The 16699-nt window shown below is 49.5% G+C and carries 14 protein-coding genes and 1 pseudogene; 2 read left to right on the forward strand and 13 right to left on the reverse strand.

Features of this window, described 5'->3' with window-relative positions; all coding sequences use genetic code 11:
* Window positions 1-199: 199 nt before the first annotated feature.
* The 4 genes from ACEN86_RS19525 to ACEN86_RS19540 all read right to left on the reverse strand — a co-directional run bounded on the left by ACEN86_RS19525 (window position 200) and on the right by ACEN86_RS19540 (window position 4436).
* Window positions 200-739, reverse strand: a complete 540-nt coding sequence (locus ACEN86_RS19525) for a DinB family protein (protein ID WP_495632141.1) — start codon at window positions 737-739, stop codon at window positions 200-202.
* Between the two features lie 100 nt (window positions 740-839).
* Entirely contained in the window at window positions 840-1784 is a 945-nt protein-coding gene (locus tag ACEN86_RS19530; RefSeq protein WP_495632142.1) for a helix-turn-helix transcriptional regulator, read from the reverse strand.
* Between the two features lie 210 nt (window positions 1785-1994).
* Window positions 1995-3029, reverse strand: a complete 1035-nt coding sequence (locus ACEN86_RS19535; RefSeq protein ID WP_495632143.1) for an NADH:flavin oxidoreductase/NADH oxidase — start codon at window positions 3027-3029, stop codon at window positions 1995-1997.
* 243 nt (window positions 3030-3272) lie between these two features.
* Window positions 3273-4436 carry a GGDEF domain-containing protein gene (locus ACEN86_RS19540; RefSeq protein WP_495632144.1) on the reverse strand — a complete coding sequence of 388 codons (1164 nt, stop codon included), beginning with the start codon at window positions 4434-4436 and terminating at the stop codon, window positions 3273-3275.
* A gap of 147 nt (window positions 4437-4583) precedes the next feature.
* Between ACEN86_RS19540 and ACEN86_RS19545 the strand changes: the two genes are divergently transcribed.
* Window positions 4584-5630, forward strand: coding sequence for an LLM class flavin-dependent oxidoreductase (locus tag ACEN86_RS19545; protein ID WP_495632145.1), 1047 nt, complete (start codon window positions 4584-4586; stop codon window positions 5628-5630).
* A gap of 146 nt (window positions 5631-5776) precedes the next feature.
* Here ACEN86_RS19545 and ACEN86_RS19550 read toward each other — a convergent pair whose 3' ends face one another.
* From ACEN86_RS19550 to ACEN86_RS19565, 4 genes and pseudogenes are all read right to left on the reverse strand, one after another.
* Window positions 5777-6511: a DUF4241 domain-containing protein gene (locus ACEN86_RS19550; protein WP_495632146.1), complete on the reverse strand. Its 735-nt coding sequence runs from the start codon at window positions 6509-6511 to the stop codon at window positions 5777-5779.
* A 25-nt stretch (window positions 6512-6536) separates the two neighbouring features.
* Entirely contained in the window at window positions 6537-7961 is a 1425-nt protein-coding gene (locus tag ACEN86_RS19555; RefSeq protein ID WP_495632147.1) for a VanZ family protein, read from the reverse strand.
* A 139-nt stretch (window positions 7962-8100) separates the two neighbouring features.
* A pseudogene (locus ACEN86_RS19560) lies at window positions 8101-8205 on the reverse strand (response regulator); the annotation flags it as partial.
* 27 nt (window positions 8206-8232) lie between these two features.
* A complete protein-coding gene (locus ACEN86_RS19565; protein WP_495632148.1) occupies window positions 8233-8610 on the reverse strand; it encodes a winged helix-turn-helix transcriptional regulator in 378 nt (125 codons plus the stop codon).
* Between the two features lie 116 nt (window positions 8611-8726).
* Here ACEN86_RS19565 and ACEN86_RS19570 point away from each other — a divergent pair, with 116 nt between their 5' ends.
* Window positions 8727-9761, forward strand: a complete 1035-nt coding sequence (locus tag ACEN86_RS19570; RefSeq protein WP_495632149.1) for a zinc-binding alcohol dehydrogenase family protein — start codon at window positions 8727-8729, stop codon at window positions 9759-9761.
* Between the two features lie 185 nt (window positions 9762-9946).
* Here ACEN86_RS19570 and ACEN86_RS19575 read toward each other — a convergent pair whose 3' ends face one another.
* The 5 genes from ACEN86_RS19575 to ACEN86_RS19595 form a co-directional block, all read right to left on the reverse strand.
* On the reverse strand, window positions 9947-11812 hold the full coding sequence (locus tag ACEN86_RS19575) for a zinc ribbon domain-containing protein (protein ID WP_495632150.1): 1866 nt from the start codon (window positions 11810-11812) through the stop codon (window positions 9947-9949).
* Between the two features lie 163 nt (window positions 11813-11975).
* Window positions 11976-12872, reverse strand: a complete 897-nt coding sequence (locus tag ACEN86_RS19580; RefSeq protein WP_495632151.1) for a hypothetical protein — start codon at window positions 12870-12872, stop codon at window positions 11976-11978.
* Window positions 12873-13147: 275 nt separating this feature from the next.
* Window positions 13148-13684: a hypothetical protein gene (locus ACEN86_RS19585; protein ID WP_495632152.1), complete on the reverse strand. Its 537-nt coding sequence runs from the start codon at window positions 13682-13684 to the stop codon at window positions 13148-13150.
* Between the two features lie 141 nt (window positions 13685-13825).
* Window positions 13826-14887, reverse strand: coding sequence for a Delta(5) desaturase DesA (gene desA / locus ACEN86_RS19590; RefSeq protein WP_495632153.1), 1062 nt, complete (start codon window positions 14885-14887; stop codon window positions 13826-13828).
* Between the two features lie 92 nt (window positions 14888-14979).
* The gene (locus tag ACEN86_RS19595) at window positions 14980-16584 is read right to left on the reverse strand and encodes a phospholipase D-like domain-containing protein (protein ID WP_495632154.1); all 1605 of its coding nucleotides are present in this window, start codon (window positions 16582-16584) and stop codon (window positions 14980-14982) included.
* Between the last annotated feature and the right edge of the window lie 115 nt (window positions 16585-16699).

Raw genomic sequence — 16699 nt, forward strand, 5'->3', positions numbered from 1 at the left:
TTTTTACCAAGGATACAACACATTTTGATGAAATATGTATATTATCGTCGAATACTAGCAAGGAATACTTCTGAATATATGTAAAACAGCGGCAGTCATGGGCTGGGTATTCAATCCCCTATGACTGCCGCTGTTTCTATAATTGATCTTCGTGTATTTTTGCCCCAGCCTGGACAGGACTTCTTCTACAAATTCAAACTCATGCCCCGAGCGCCTGAATCAGCCGTTCCTCTTGGAGCAGATGATGACGGTAATGCATCTCGGTGAGGGCGAACCACTCCATGGCGGTTAGCGCGCCCAACCTAGGATGACGTACTTTGCGGTCCCCTGTGGAATCCTTCACCTGAGCTTCAAGCTCCTCCATCTTCGCTGCTGCCTGGTGAAGACCAGCCTTAAGCTGCTCCTTGCTCTCCGGCTGGGCAGGCGTATATTGAGGAGAAGGCGGGACCTGGATTCTCATAGGCGGGAAGCCCCCGAGCTCGAATATTTTGGCCCCGGCCTCCGTCTTGTCTGGCCCCTCTACCTCATCGCCATCCCCGGATAGACAGCGCTCCGCATTCCCCAGCTGCATATGTATGGCGGATCCGATCAAGTGCATATACATCTGTCCTAGGGACCATTCGCCTTCGGCGGGTACCTGCTGAAGCTGCTGCAGACTGAAGCGCTCCACATTCTCCAAATAGTGGTTAGTTAACTGCTTCAAATCCTCTACAATCACTGACGTATCTTTTATATTCATAGGTTACTTATCTCCCTTCTTTATGAAGAAGAACCTGGATTCTGATCCATAGCTCATCTTTCTAATCTCAATATATACGATCGCTCCTGACAGCATTATGTCAGTAGTGTTTGAGAATATTCACTACCTCTTCGCGTACGCGAATTCTCAGCGATTCCGGCTGCAGCACGCTCATATTGGCTCCATAGCTCATAATCCATGAAAGAATATCCTCCGGTCTTCGCACACGCAGGGTCAGGATCAGATGGCCCTCCTGCTCCTCTATACTGTCCAGATAGAAGCTGCCTGTCTCCTTGAGATGATCGGCTATCGCAGGACTAGCCTGAACGATCACCACTTCATTCCGATCATCGGGAGGCGAGTAAGCCTGCAGATCGAAATCCTCAGGCAGGGAAAATGGCTCTTCCAGCAGAGTCAGCTCCGCAATCCGGGAGACTCGGAAATGGCGGATCTCCTGCCGGAGCTCGCAATAACCGAGCAGGATCCACCTGCCCTGAACCAGCATAAGCCCATAGGGCGAGACCGTCCGTTCGCTGCGCTGTTCAAGGTGGGTTCCTGGGGTGATGCGGATATACTGGAGGCGAACCTTTCGCTGCTCCAGAGCAGCAAGGCGAAGCTTCCCAAGCAGCTCATACTCTCCGGACGTGTCATCTCTGGATTTTGACAGCAGCCGGATTGCCGCTCGTATTCGATTCGCCTCCAAGCGTGTATTCTCCGGGAGGATGGCTTCAATCTTCCTCCTTGAAGACTCCGCCCGGCTTCCGTAGAGATCATCGAAATATCGCCCGATGAAGTCTGTCCCGATTAGAAGGGCAACCGCCTCCTCGGAGGTAAAGCTCACAGGAGGCAGAAAGTAGCCCTCCATCAAGGAGTAACCCATGCCCGGTGCTCCTACGATAGGAACCCCAGCCTCACTGAGCGCCTGCATATCCCGGTAGATCGTCCGGACACTGGTCTCAAATTCAGCGGCCAGGTCCTCAGCCCTCAGGCTTTTTCTGGACTGAAGTGTAAGCACAATGGCTAACAGGCGATCGGTTTTGTTCACAATTATTCCCCTTATCCTTAGGTGTGGCAGTTCTGTTCATCTGAATAAGATTTGACTACTCAGAGTCTCATTATTCAACTGCCTCATTCAGCTAAATTTTACCACATACCGATTCAAAAGGGCCCCTTAATCTCAATCAATATCCCTTCTCATGCAAAAGAACCCTCCATGCCCATTCGGCAAAGAGGGTTCTTATATAGAGAACTGAGCTTAGTACGCACGTGTGTACGGCTCAGGAATATGACGATCATGATCGCCGTGCTGCTTGGCTACGGCTGCGTGGGTCGCCCAGTATGGATCACGGAGCAGGCCGCGCGCAATGGCTACAAGATCGGCGTCTTCATTACCCACAACATACTCAGCCAGCGCCGGATCTTCCAGCATACCCACCGCAATAACAGGAACCTTGAGCGCATCCCGGATCTGACGGGCAAATCCAACCTGGTACCCGGGGAAATTACCCGGCTTCCTTGCACCGGCAGGGCCTTCCCCGCCAGAGCTTACATGAATGACATCTACTCCAGCCGCCGTATAGGCCTTGGACAGTTCAATCGCATGGTCGATGTCATAGCCTCCGTCGGCATACTCCACCGCCGAGATCCGGAAGATCAAAGGCATTCCGGCAGGCATTTCTTTTTTCACAGCCTGGATCACTTCAACCCCGAATCTGGATAGCTCCTGACCGTAGATATCGTCCCGCTTGTTCGTAAGTGGGGATTGAAACTGGTGGATCAGGTATCCATGAGCTCCATGGAGCTCAATGGTGTCTACTCCTGCCTGCACCGCCCGGCGCGCCGCATCAGCGAAGAGCTGCACCTGCTCCTCTACCTCGCTCGTTGTCAGGGCACGAGGCATTTTGTAGGAATCCCCCGGGAACTTAATGGCTGATGGAGCCACAGGCTCAGCAGCGTCCTCCGCCTTGCGGCCGGCATGGGCAATCTGGATTCCCACCTTGGCGCCATTCGCATGGATGCCTTGAGCAATGCGGGCAAATGCCGGAATGTGCTCATCTGACCATAACCCAAGATCATAATCTGTGATCCGTCCATCCGGCTCCACATCCGTCATCTCGATAATAATCAGTCCGGTTCCGCCAACAGCCCGGGTCACATAATGAACATAATGCCAGTCATTTGGAATCCCGTCTTTGGCTGTAACCGAATACTGGCACATCGGGGCCATAACAATACGATTCTTAAGCTGCAAATCCTTAATACTAAATGGGGTAAATAATGAATGGGTCATGGGTGACCTCCTTATGTGATAGTGAAATCGAATACACCTATTTTTCAGATACTATATTTATTATTAATAAATACATTACTTTATGCAAGTACGTACATTTTTGTAACTAGGTATATTTAATATACTATCGTACATCATCCACCGCATTCATTAATGTAACCCTTCTGCCCGAAAATCAATCAAGGACGCGCACCTATCACACCACAGCTGACGGCATACAAAAAAGCCAGGAGCCCAAGACTCCTAGCTTGATCTGCTGCGGACCACCTGGTTGCGTCCGCCTCTCTTGGCCTCGTACAAGGCCTGGTCACTGATCTGATACAATCGGCTGACCCGGGTATCCGTGCTTGCTTTTACCGTAACAAGCCCCATACTCACTGTGAACCGCAGGGAGAATACCGTAGATGGAGTCGCGCTGATAGACATGCGCAGCTTCTCAGCTAACTTCTCCGCCTCCGCCTCATGGAGACCCGGCAGCAGAATCGCGAACTCATCCCCGCCATAACGACCAAGGAAGCCCATCGTTCCCAAATTGTCCTGCACAAGCCTGCTCATATACTTCAGTACCTGATCGCCCACATCGTGTCCATAGGTATCATTAATCGTCTTATATTCATCAATATCGAACAGGATAAAAGATACCGGCTGCCCCCTGCCCGCTAATTGCTTGATCTCAGCCTCGGCCTTCTGGATGAATGTCCTCCGGTTGAATACTTCCGTCAGATCGTCGAAGCTGGCCAGACGAAGCAGACTGTCATCGGCCCGCTCCTTGGCGAGCAGTATAAACCCGGTGTTACCGAGAATCATAATAATATACAGGGAGACAAACTGAAGACTCTGATAAATGCCCGGGTAGAACAGACTCATCATCCCGAATGCATCCATCGTCATCACGGCGCGCCCCACCAGCGACAGAGCCACAAATCCGTAGAAGCAGCCCATTGTTCTCATCAGCACGGAGGCCGAACGCTTCGTGATCATTCCATAAGCGGGATACACAATCAGCGCCGCTGTACAGAGGGATGCATACACGATGCGAATACTCTCATAATTATAGAAGTAGTAGATTCCCGTGAATCCCACGATAAAAAAGACCGTCAACCAGAGATAGAACCGCTTCACTTTCCTGGTAAATGCATCCTGAACCCGAATCAGCGCAATCGTCTCGAATGCCGAGCCCACGAACAAGATGGAGTTAATCAGTGGAATAGCCACGCTCTCCGGGAGAATACCCCGGAAAATCAATGTACCCCACGCGATGGACTGAAGGCATCTGGAGACGAAGAACCAGTTCACTGCGATGTCTTTCATATGCTTGTGCCGATATGCACTTATCAGAATAACCGTAAATAGATTTCCAATTACTATGGATAAAAATACAGTTGTCATGTCCAGACTAACCTTCATGCTTGCTTGTTCACCATCTTTTTTTGATCATGTTCTGGCAGTACTTGGTTAATTATAGCAAAGAAGATCAAGTTTTGTATAATAAAAGATAGGGCCTGCGGCTCTGCCGCTGAGACTTAAAGCTTTACAGCTGAGGAGGGACTATACATGCATAACGAACAACCGGATCATCAGCCATCATCATCGCGGACTGGTGTCCGCCTATCCATACTGGATCTGGCCCCTATTATCACTGGGGGAACACCCGCAGATTCTTTTCGCAATTCATTAAATCTGGCGCAGCATGCAGAGCAGTGGGGATACCACCGCTACTGGCTCGCTGAACATCACAATATGCCGGGCATTGCCAGCTCCGCTACATCGCTGGTCATCAGCCACGTTGCAGCCGGCACGAAGACGATTCGTGTCGGATCAGGCGGGATCATGCTGCCGAACCACGCACCGCTCGTGATCGCCGAGCAATTCGGCACACTCGAGTCGCTGTATCCCGGCCGGATCGATCTCGGCCTTGGGAGAGCGCCGGGGTCCGACCAGCCGGCTGCCCGCGCCCTTCGGCGCGGCGCGGCAAGCGATGGCCAGGACTTCCCGGAGCGTCTGGCCGAGCTTCGCGCTTACTTTAATCCGGCCATGGGATCCGGCACCTCTCTCGTACGGGCCGTGCCTGGCGAGGGAATGAATATCCCTATCTGGCTCCTTGGATCCAGCGGATTCAGTGCACAGCTTGCCGGTCAGCTTGGCCTGCCGTTTGCTTTTGCCAGCCATTTTGCTCCTGATTATCTGCTGCCCGCACTGGATCTTTATCGCACGAACTTCCAGCCCTCCGAGCATCTAAGCGAGCCCTACGTTATGGTGGGCCTGGGTGCGGTAGCTGCAGATACGGAGAAGGAGGCTCACTTCCTGGCTACCTCGCAGCAGCAGCAATTTCTCAATCTGATTCGCGGCCGTACAGGCCCGCTGAACCCGCCGGTAGAGGATATGGAGCAGCTGTGGAACTCCCGTGAGAAAGCGATTATCCAGGATATGCTCCGCTATACCGTGGTGGGAACCAAAGAGACCGTTCGTACCCGGCTGGAGCAAATTATCCAAGAGACAGGAGCGAATGAACTGATCGCCGCCGCCCAGGTGTATGATCATGAAGCAAGGCTTAGGTCATACGAGCTGGTTGCAGAAGCCATGGATTTGAAGAAGGGTTAATGAATAAAGGGGTGTCCCACAGCGTTCTTTGAACCCGGGGCACCCCTTAAGACTGGATCTTGTTTTAACACAATTTATGAAACCTCTGTAACGGCAAGCTTTAAAAGAACCGTTCAGCTATGTAAAGATCTTCTCTATTAAACTGATTACGTATATGCCAATTGAATGTGAATAAACTGAACGACCATTTGGCAAATTTCACCGGCTTGATCGTACCCCCAATAAACTGGATAAGCGCCATCGCCAAAACCGGATTGTAACATGGGGATATGGTAATCGGTATCAGGAATCGTCCAGTTCAGCCAATCGCCTCCATTACGCTGATACTGCGGATTCTCGCGGAAACTCTTTGCAAACAGGGCGGCAAAATAATCATCGTATAGATTACCATTAGGATGTTCTTGATGCCACCGACTAGCAAAGTCGCAAAAAGCTTGATGCGCCTGCTTATCGCAAATACATGCGAGACCGGCATCTACATTGAACCCAAAAAACTCCTCGTCCCCCATCCCCAAAATATCTTCATGTCCAATCAGAGCTTCCTCGAACCTGACGGCAGGAACATCGGAGAAACGCAGACGAACGGCGGCATAGCGGGCACTGTCACCATCCTCGTCCGGTCGCACCACACAGACTTCAGTTGAATAGGTTCCAACAGGCGACGTTTGGAAATAAGGCTGCTCTTCAATATGTCCCAAATAACATAGCGGATCTCGGACAAGAATTTGGCCGGTAGGAATGGAAGTGGGACCGATATCTAAAACTGCCAGCTGCTTGCCTGCAATTTCAGGCAAAATAAAATAGTCATTCAGATCTACAGGGCATTTCAATCTGTCACGCTGCTGCTCCCACTGGGACAGCCATTCATTTGTTGGTGCCATAGGTATTCATCTCCTTAAGGTACTGCTATTTTAATGCCGGAATTTCACATTCCCATGTATTTTCGCGTTCGTTGATATATCCTGAGAAGCGGTAGGTCGGTTGATAAAACCCTTTTGTGTCATAGGTATAATCAAGTTCATAATTCTCTACATATAATTTATCATTTGTCTGGAACGGCACGTACTGCTCAAACTTACCAGCCTCTACCTCTGAGAAGGCTTCCTTCGGGGAAATAATGTTTTCCGTTGCTACATATTCATTCCAGTAAATATCGTACAAGAGGGAAGCTGTGTTACCTTTAGCACCAAACTGCATGAGAACGGAACCCGAAGCAAATGCCGCTGTATTCGTAGCTAAATCTTTTTTCACAATGGCATCCCATCTTAAAGTGTCGTTATTCTGTACGGAGAAGACGGCAGAATCGGGAAGCAGCCCATTCTTCTTGAACCAGTCCTCATACCGTTCTCGATTAGATTTGACGTCAGTCTTCGCAAGCGAAGCGGCGTCCTCCCATGTCGTGAAACTCCAAGTTCCCGTTCGGACAAAGAAAGTAAGCTGCACCGCATTGCCCTGAGCTGACTTGCCCGGATACACCTTGTTATCGCCCTCACGCCGAGTAGTGCTGGAAAAAGTTATACCCTCCGCATCTGCAACAGCAGCTGCAACGTTCTTAGTATACGAGTTATCTTTGACACGAACATTTCGATATACGGAAGCAGAAGAGGGGGTTGCAGGCAGGGTCAAATCTATTGTCAGATTGACTTTGGTCATATCTTGTTTTGCGGCAGGCAAAAAGGCTAGATTGCCATAGGGTTGACTTTCATAAACCCAGAACGCCCCTCCAATAATTATTGCAATCAAGCAAGGAAGTATTAGCACCTTGGCAATAGGAGTGAAGCGGATGCGTCTTTCCCGGATAATAGAAAGGATGGCCATCATACAGAAGTAACCGAATAGGCTTCCTAAACAGTTGTGAAACAGATCGTCGACTTCAAATATGCCTTTTCCCGTCAGTAGTTGACCAAATTCGATAAAAGCGGTTGTCCCCAGGGATGCCAGGAATGTAACCTTAAATCGTTCTGCTTTGTCCCATAAGAGGGGAAGTAAAAAGCCGAGCGGAACGAACATCAACATATTAAAGAGGATAAGCTGCAACTCGCTGATTGACCACTTATTCCAGGCGTTGATATATCCACTAAAATAGTCAATGTTGACATTGCCGGTATAGTTTGCTCCACGGCTTGTTATAGTAAGCGCCAATACCAGTAGCAGCCAGCACGAAAGTAGAAAAGCGGTGACCCCCTGTTTTTTTGTCATGTTTTTTTCTCCGTGAAACCCCTTTTTGTAAATCGCATAAACAATCCAAATAACAAGCGCAATCGAAGCTCCGCCTACTAATGCCAACACGCCCCATCGAAGCAGAGCATGAATAATCGTAATAATATCCATCTTTCTATGGCCTCCTAAAGAGAAAGCAGAAAACAAACTCCCTGCTTTCGTTTCTTTTATTTTAACGAAAGCAAGGAGTCTATATTTTAAGATTACATAGATAAAATCCTAAGAAAATCTTAAGAATCGGCTTCCCGGGGGGGTTTGTGATATAATCATCAGCCCCAAGCGTAAGACCAGTGATTTTATCCGTTTCCTCATCTTTGGCGGTAAGCATAATAACGGGATAAGTATGACTATCTCTTTATTTTCCCATTACACTACCCGCCTCTTACACACGAGCCTGCGGCTCTTCTTCGCCTAACGTCTTCGTCATATAAGTCTCGCCCCACTGCTTCATACTCACAATGATGGGTTCCAAGGTGCGTCCGAAGTCAGTGAGTGAGTATTCCACCTTGGGAGGAACCTGATGGTACACCTCACGGTGCACAATACCGTCATGCTCTAGCTCTCTAAGCTGCAGGGTCAGCATACGCTGCGTGATGTCCGGGCAGATTTTGCGAAATTCATTGAAACGCTTGGTCCCGTCAATCATGTGATACAGCAGCACACCCTTCCATTTGCCGCCTATGACATCGAGTGTATATTCAACGGGACATCCTTCTTTGTTAGGACAGGTCTCCCCATATCCGGTCTTGCGGGTTCTCATTCCAGTCATCCTCTCTCACGGTATACAACTTGATACTACATAACATAAATGTGCGTACTTCCTTATACGCTTGTTATCCCATATAATTGTGCCAAAATCAATACATAAAGAAAGGAATGAGTTATATGAGTAAAATGAAAGCCGTAGGACTTCATCAATATCTGCCTATTGATCACCCGGACAGTCTGCTTGACCTTCAATTGGAGAGACCGGTACCCTCAGGGAGGGATCTGCTTGTTCAGATTCACGCCATCTCCGTTAATCCGGTGGACACCAAGGTCCGCGCTCCCAAGGACAAGACCGAGGAACAGCCGCGTGTGCTGGGCTGGGATGCGGCCGGAGTCGTCGTCTCGGCCGGGCCGGACTGCCAGCTGTTCAAGGCTGGTGACGAAGTCTACTATGCAGGGAGCATCACGCGCCCGGGAAGCAATAGTGAGTTTCAGCTCGTAGACGAACGCATTGTCGGCAGGAAACCGAGCTCTCTTGGCTTTGCTGAAGCGGCCGCCCTGCCGCTGACTTCGATTACGGCGTGGGAGGGACTTTACGATAGGCTAGGGATTTCACCGATTAGGGAAGATAATCACGGGAAATCCATATTAATTATTGGCGCTGCCGGAGGCGTCGGCTCAATCGCAACCCAGCTGGCCAATTTAGCCGGATTAACCGTGATCGGCACAGCTTCCCGGCCTGAATCCGTTCAGTGGGCACATGAGCATGGGGCTCATCATGTTATCAGTCACTATGAGCCATTCCTGGATCAGCTTCAGCAGCTGGGACTGCAGGAAGTGGACTATATTTTCTGTCTAAACTATACGAATCAGCATTGGGCTCACATGGCCGAGGCCATAGCTCCCCAAGGGATTATCTGCTCTATTGTAGAGACTCATGAACCCCTTAATTTGAACCTTCTCAAAGACAAGAGTGCCGCCTTCGTATGGGAGTTCATGTTCACCAGAGCCAAATACGGAACTCCAGATATGATTCAGCAGCACCAGCTCCTGAATGATGTCGCAGATCTGATTGATCAAGGCCGCCTTAAGACCACCGTGACTCGCCGATTGGAGCCGATTCACGCCGCTAACCTGCGCACAGCCCATCAGCTTGTGGAGTCTGGAAGCATGATCGGGAAGGTCGTGCTGGAACATTGGTGACTGGACTGTTCCCAAGCTCGGCAACCTTCCCGGGCATCGGCATCCAGCTAGTCCATGGCAAATAGATGTACAAAGAAACCGTCCCTTTACAGATGGTGTGTGTTACTTCACCCCATCTAGGGACGGTTTCTTTGCGTATGATGCATGTAAATCAATAGTTCATTTTATATTTGGGAGCAATTGTCTTACTGCTCTTTGGTACTAATTAACTTGTTCATCTTCAGCGAACCGTCAATGACAACCAGCTTGTACACCGATTTGAACTTCTTGTTCTTGGTCGTACCGTCGTTGTAGCTAATGTTGTACTCCTCGGCAGTAGTCACTTCATAGCTCTTGCTGTCCGCACTGGCCTTGAAGTCGGTCACGGTCTGGGAGACCAGCTCTTCCGTGATCCCCTTCTCGTTCAGGTGGTCGATATAGCTGGAAGACTCCTTATAGGCAGGACCTGAAGGGTCGATGTAATAAGCAACCTCTTCAAAACTGCGGTCATTAATCGCACTAACGGAAGTTGTCAGATAATCGCTCATAAAAGACTGGATGGCAGAGGCGTCGGCTTGTCCCGCCGCGGACGTCGTATTTACGGATGAAGAAGCTGCTGATCCGCTGGTGTATACCTTTGGTGACTGCTCCTTGATTTCCTTCACATTCTCATCACTGTAGCTGTAGGTCTGTTCCTCGGAATCCACCAGCCAGGCCTTCTTGGCCGCATCATACGTAAGGATGAAGCGCTCATCATGGGTAGCATCCTCCAGCACCGGAACCTCCCCTTCGTAAAAGGTATCTTCATTGTACTCACCCTGAACGAGCACCGAAGCATGCCATTGTCCATTGTCGTTATACAGGTTGAATGAACTCATATCGAAGCGGGTACCCAGATATTTACCTTTATAATAATTGCCGGACTCTTTGTTATACAGAATTCTGGAAAGTTCATTCTCTTTATAGCTCTGCGTAGCCTGAGTAAAAGCCGCCACATCCCCAGACGTATAAGCCTTGAGTCTTTCTTCTGAATGCTTGGTGATAACCTTCATAATGCCACTCTCAAAATCACTGTTCGCCGCCAGGTTGACTTCGACATAACTACCGTTAATCGGCACTTCATCGGTTCTCATTTTGCCCCAAGGGTAATTCCCCTCAACCGCAAGCTTCACGGAGCCGTCGGTCATGACCGGTCCAAATGAGGACTGGGCGAACGGGTCAAGCCCTACGTCTTTGCCATTAATGATCAGGCTTCCTTTCAGACCGGTCTCTGCCCCGAGACCTGTAGAGATGGTGACATCTTCGCCTTGCAGCTCGAGATTCTCCGCGTATTCACGGCCTGATCCGAACAGGTCGACCTCTTCGGACTTCACCAGATCTACGAAGTCGGTCTTCAGTCTTGCCTCCAGCTTGTAAGTTCCCGGTACATATGGACCGACCGTCTTCTCGTAAAACTCTTTGTCCGACTTGGTAACTTCCTTCCCATCTACAAGCAGGCTTACGTCTTTATAATTCGTGCCGAGCTTCAAATATACCGGAGTTACATTCAGCTCGTAGTTATTGTAGACAAGCAGCTTCTTGCCTTCCTTCTCCAGGCTGATGGAACCTGAGGAATAGGCCTCATCGGACTGTTTGGCCTGAGTTTTGAGATCCTGGATCAGACTGCTCTGCTCGTCCGGGTGCTTCTCCAAATAACTCATCAGACTCTTAACCGAAGCTTCGTTGATGACCAGCTGCTTGTCGTTGGAGGTTAGAAGCGAGGCTACCTTCTTGCTGTCTTTCGCTTGGAGAGCTAACTCAAAGCGGCTGACCAGCCGCTCCTTGGACAGCAGATACTCCCCGGTCTTGTAGCCGGCAATCAATATAACGATCAGTGCTCCAGCCGAGATTAGAGTCCACTTCGTTCTCTTTGACATCGGCTTGGACGGAATAGATTGACTTACCGGCGCAGCACTGCGCTGGAGCTGGGCTGGCACTGCAGCCTCCCGCACCTGTCCGGCCCGGGTCCCGCATTCCTTGCAGAAAGCCGCATTCTCTTGAAGCGTTGATCCACATTCTTTGCAAAAAGCCATTTTCCATACTCCCCCACTCAAAAACACCTCCAAGGCCCCTATTACTGGAGTGATGGAGGTGATCTGATTATTTATTGTGTTGATACAGACTGAACTAAAGGTGTCCGGACTAAATCGGCACGGCTCGGTGCCGCGCAGCCCTAGTTCAACCTAAGCTCATACCTTACCAGAACATGCTGCTAGGAACAACGTCATCCATGATCTTGGTGATGGCCTTGCCCATGATATCCAGGGTGATGAACGTAGCAATGTAGGTTAACAATACCCCGTAGACTACATCCAGCCCTCTGGCATCCTTCTTGACCCAGCTGGTGATTACAAGAGGCGGCGCAATGAATAACAATCCCAGAAATGCCCCCACCAGGAAAATAGCAAAAATCTCAAGCTGCAGAATGGACAGTACGAAGGCAATGACCATCAGGCCTAGGAAGGGAACCAGCAGGGCGCCGAATCTGGCTATAACATCCCGGTAACCCGCATTCGTCTTCGCCAGCTTAATTGCACCAAAGCAGAACGTAGCGATCAGCAGGATCAGAATGGCCAGCGAAAGGGTCGGCTTGATTACAACCTCAACGAATGAAATACTCGGATGCGCTACATTATCCAGAAATGGACTATCAGAGAAATACTTTCTAGCTACGGAGCTAAGGTAAAAGTAGAGCATAAGCGGAGCCAGCAGGCTGAACAGCACCATCGTAATAATTCCGTTGACCAGCTGCTCTCCGCCTATGTTATGAATGCTTGAGAAAGGTTTCTTCAGAATCGCCCCGAAATAGTTAAAATACAGCCGCGATACATTCTTGGCATTCTGCAAATACACATTCGGCTGAGCCGGAGATTGTCCGCTGCCCGGGTATCCCGCATGCTGCTGATAAGCAGGCTCCTGCTGCTGTGTATATCCGGGCTGATCTTCAGGCCGCCCCGGAGGCTGCACCCCAGGCTGCAACGCAGACGGTTCTACCGTCTCAGAGGCTGCTGCGACTTCCACCGGAAGCTTGGCTCCGCAGTTCTCGCAGAACTTCCCGCCCTCGTTGTAGTGATTACAATTTGTACATTGCATAGCATCTGTTCCCCCGTTTTGATAAAATTATGTACTTAAATCCACTTCTTCTTATGTCGAAGCAAGTCTTATAACCTATAAAATTCGGATATTTTTGCCGAATTTAGGTCTTTATGTCTATGACTCTTTCAATATTATCATATAACTTATAGGATTAATCAACCCTGTTTTCTTTCATGCGTTAAAGGAGACACTTGCATTTTCGCCGCCTAGCTGCTCATAAAAAAAAGGCCCTGCTCATGGAAAATCCACGAGCAAGACCGCCATAACCTCTATTAAATGGTAAGGGAATCCTCTTCCATATGAATGAATTCGTCGGGGTGACTCCGGATATATGCAGCAATGCGCTTCACCACTCCGGGAACAACCTCCTGGTATCTCTCTTCAAGAACTTCGATTGAGGCAAGCAGCTTTGGATGCTGCTGTAGATGCTCTCTGGAGAGATCGAACTGCTCCAGGCTCAGAGGATGCCCCGTCTCTACCAGCACCTTCTCCGTGCTCTCCAGAATATCCAGAAGCTCATCTTCTCCGAAGAATCTAAGACTTGCCTTTAGCCCCGACCAGCGCGCTCCGGTTGCCAGAAAGTATGCACTCCACCAATAATACTCTGTTAAAGACTCGGACGCATGCAGGTAATGCGTCTGGAATACAAATAAGGCCTGCTGTCCCGGGGTAAGCTGATTGAACAAGTTAGTAAAATCATTCCCCAGAGTCTGCTCCTCTTTGTACCTCTGAATTAGCGGGTCAAAACAAGCTTTCCCTAGCTCTTCGTCATTCAGCAAACGGAACGTTACTCTGTTCATATGGACCAATAGAATAAGAATCACTCCTTCAGAATGATTATATAATATATCTATTCAATTCATCCATAATTTAACAAAATAATCAGATTTCCCTTTGTTACTTTCCCCCTGAATGTCTTCACTCTAAGCTCATTCAGTACAACGGACACCTTACAGCGTATCCTGCCCGGTCCGCTTGAACTCGTGCTTCTCTACAACTGCAGATATCTTGTCCTGAACGGCTTGCCGCTTCAAATCGCGGAATCCGATGAATTTCTTCTTCTGCTCACTCCAAATCCGGAAGCGGAGCGACTTCAGACTGGTTAACAGCGTAATCGTCTGTACCTTCTGAAGCTGAGGGTTCTGATTATGAACCTTCTCCAAATAATAATTCGGCACCCTGGAGCTTAGATGATGTATATGGTGGAAGCCGATATTGCCGGTAATCCAGTGCAGCAGTCTTGGCAGCTTATAGAAGGAGCTTCCATGCATTGCTGCCTGAACATAATCCCAATCTTCCTCCGGCTCAAAGTAGCTGTCCTCAAATTGATGCTGGACATAGAACAGCCAGATACCCGCTACACCGGAGACGAAGAAGATCGGAAGCTGTACAAGGAGAAATGCCTGCCAGCCTATCGCCCAGATCAGCAGGGCAACAGCCGCGGCAATCCCCGCATTAGTGATATATGTGTTCATGCGTTCCTTCGGCTTCGCACCCTTGCGGTTAAAGCGGTAGGCAATAAGGAATACATATACCGGGCCAATGGTGAACATAATTAACGGATTGCGGTACACCCGATAATAGAACCTTCGAAGCGGAGAAGAGGCCAAGTACTCCTCCTCGGTCAAGGTCCAGATATCACCGGTACCCCGCCGGTCAAGATTGCCATTAGTGGCGTGGTGGACCGAGTGGCTATGACGCCACTGATGGTAAGGACAGAGGGTCAGAATCCCTGTCAGCGTGCCCAGAATTTCGTTGGCCGTGCGGCTTTTGAAGAATGAATTATGACAGCAATCATGAAATATGATAAAAGTTCGGACCAGGAATCCCCCCGCTATAACGGCAAGAGGCAATGTAATCAGATAAGAGACAGACAGACTCAGATATGCCAGATACCAAAGTACAAAAAAGGGAACGAAAGTGTTAATGATCTGCAGGATACTACGTCTTAGCTGTGGTTTCTCATAAGGAGCAACCTGCTTGCGCCATCCACCTTGTTCCTTGTTAAACATGCTGATACTTATCCCTCTCTCTTGGAAGCTAAATTTTATAGATATACTCTCTACGTATTACGTAAGGTTAACAGAAAGGTTTCAATATTAACTCAGGTAAAATATTCTGTCGCCTTATTGAAATAGGTACTCGGGTGCAGGGCGGGATGCTTGAAGAACACTTTCTCGTCCGTCACCTGTTCCGAGACACTTAGATCATAACCAATGATCCTGCGGACCTTGTCGGCGAAGGGCCTTCCTTTGACCAGAATGCCCAGTTCGAAGTCATGGCATGCGCTCCGCTCATTAATATTATAGGAGCCATGAAAGACACAGCTTGATCTGGCATCATAAGTGATTTTCCAGTGGGAGAAGCGTTCGGTCTTGCTGTAATCATAGTAGGATACCCCTTTCTGAAAGGGGCCGTACATATGACTCTGGACCGCGGCTTTGTTGGTCGGATGATCGTTCACGTTCAGCGGATTGCAGATGATGATATGCTCGGCCTGCTCTTCACTTAGGCTCCCCAGCATCTCCCAGAACGCATTGTCGATCAGATAGGGATTCACAATGATGGTCTCATCTTCCGCATATTTAAGCAAATCCAGATAGTATTGCTGAATCAGATTCACCGGGTTGCCGGGGAAGCTGGCGAACAGGGTGCACTGCTCCTCCCCGAAGCTGCGGTCCATCTCGGGATAGTAGAAGTCATCCGCCGGATCGAACACCTCCCCGCCCAGCACCGTCCACTGGAATACAAAAATCTGATTCAGCGAGTAAGCCGCCGCCCCCCGGATGCGAAAGCAGCCGTCATGCCACTCGTCTTCCAAGCTTGGATAACCGAGCTTTCTGCCGTCTATCTCCTGGTCTCCTTCGGCGATAACCGGATTCTCGAACAAATATTGATCCCCAACATTAATGCTTCCCACAATAGACGTAACTCCGTCGATTACTAGGAACTTCCGGTGATTAATCACATTGAGGCCCGTTGTAATCTGCTCCTGCACATAATCTTGAAGGAACAGACCGTGTTCTGGTACTCCGGCTGCGGCAAGCTCTTCCCTCTTGCTTTTCCAATCCACATTGCTGTAACTGGTTGTAAACGTATTGATAAGCTGACAGCCAGCGGCCTCAAGCTGCTCGGCCAGACTGCCGAAGTCACCAAACTTCAGGTTGCTGTTATACCCTACGGCGGTAATGCCGTAGTCCACCATCACCCTTACAATAATCCCTCTAGCCCGTGCGTCCAGCAGCGCCTGAACTACCTTTTTGCCGGAATTATCGTTGAAGAAAAGCATGACAGACAGGTGAATATAACGCTCCGCCTGGTTAATCTCCTCCAGCAGGACCCGCAGGCAGTCAGGGCCGTTCACATAGGCGTCAACCTGATTGTTCTCCGTTGTTCCCGGAAGCAGGGCGCTCAGCCTGCCCAGATCCAGCTTATCTACCAGGTAAGCCAGCTGCTCCAGAAGCTCTAGCGTCATACCGGGCAGCTCCTTCAGCTGCTCTGGCGAGGTGAAGAATCCGCCCAGCTTCTGCCGATATCGGACTGCTTCTTTGAACGGAATATGAGTATCCGCGAATACTTTGGCCAGCTCCGCCCCTTCTACAACCTTGTCAACCGGGCCGCGGGACAGATAGTAGTTCATGAAATTGATCATCCCGTCCTGCAGCTTCCGATCCCACTGATCCATGGATACAATCTCCGTGTGCTCCATTACGCAACCCTCCTCCCGTGCAATTCGTCATCTTGGTAGTATATTAAACCGAACATGCCTACTATGACCCGGGATGAATGAAGAAAGAGACTATGCTCTTAAGTCTGGTGACTTG

The organism is Paenibacillus sp. Paensp111, from assembly GCF_059492195.1.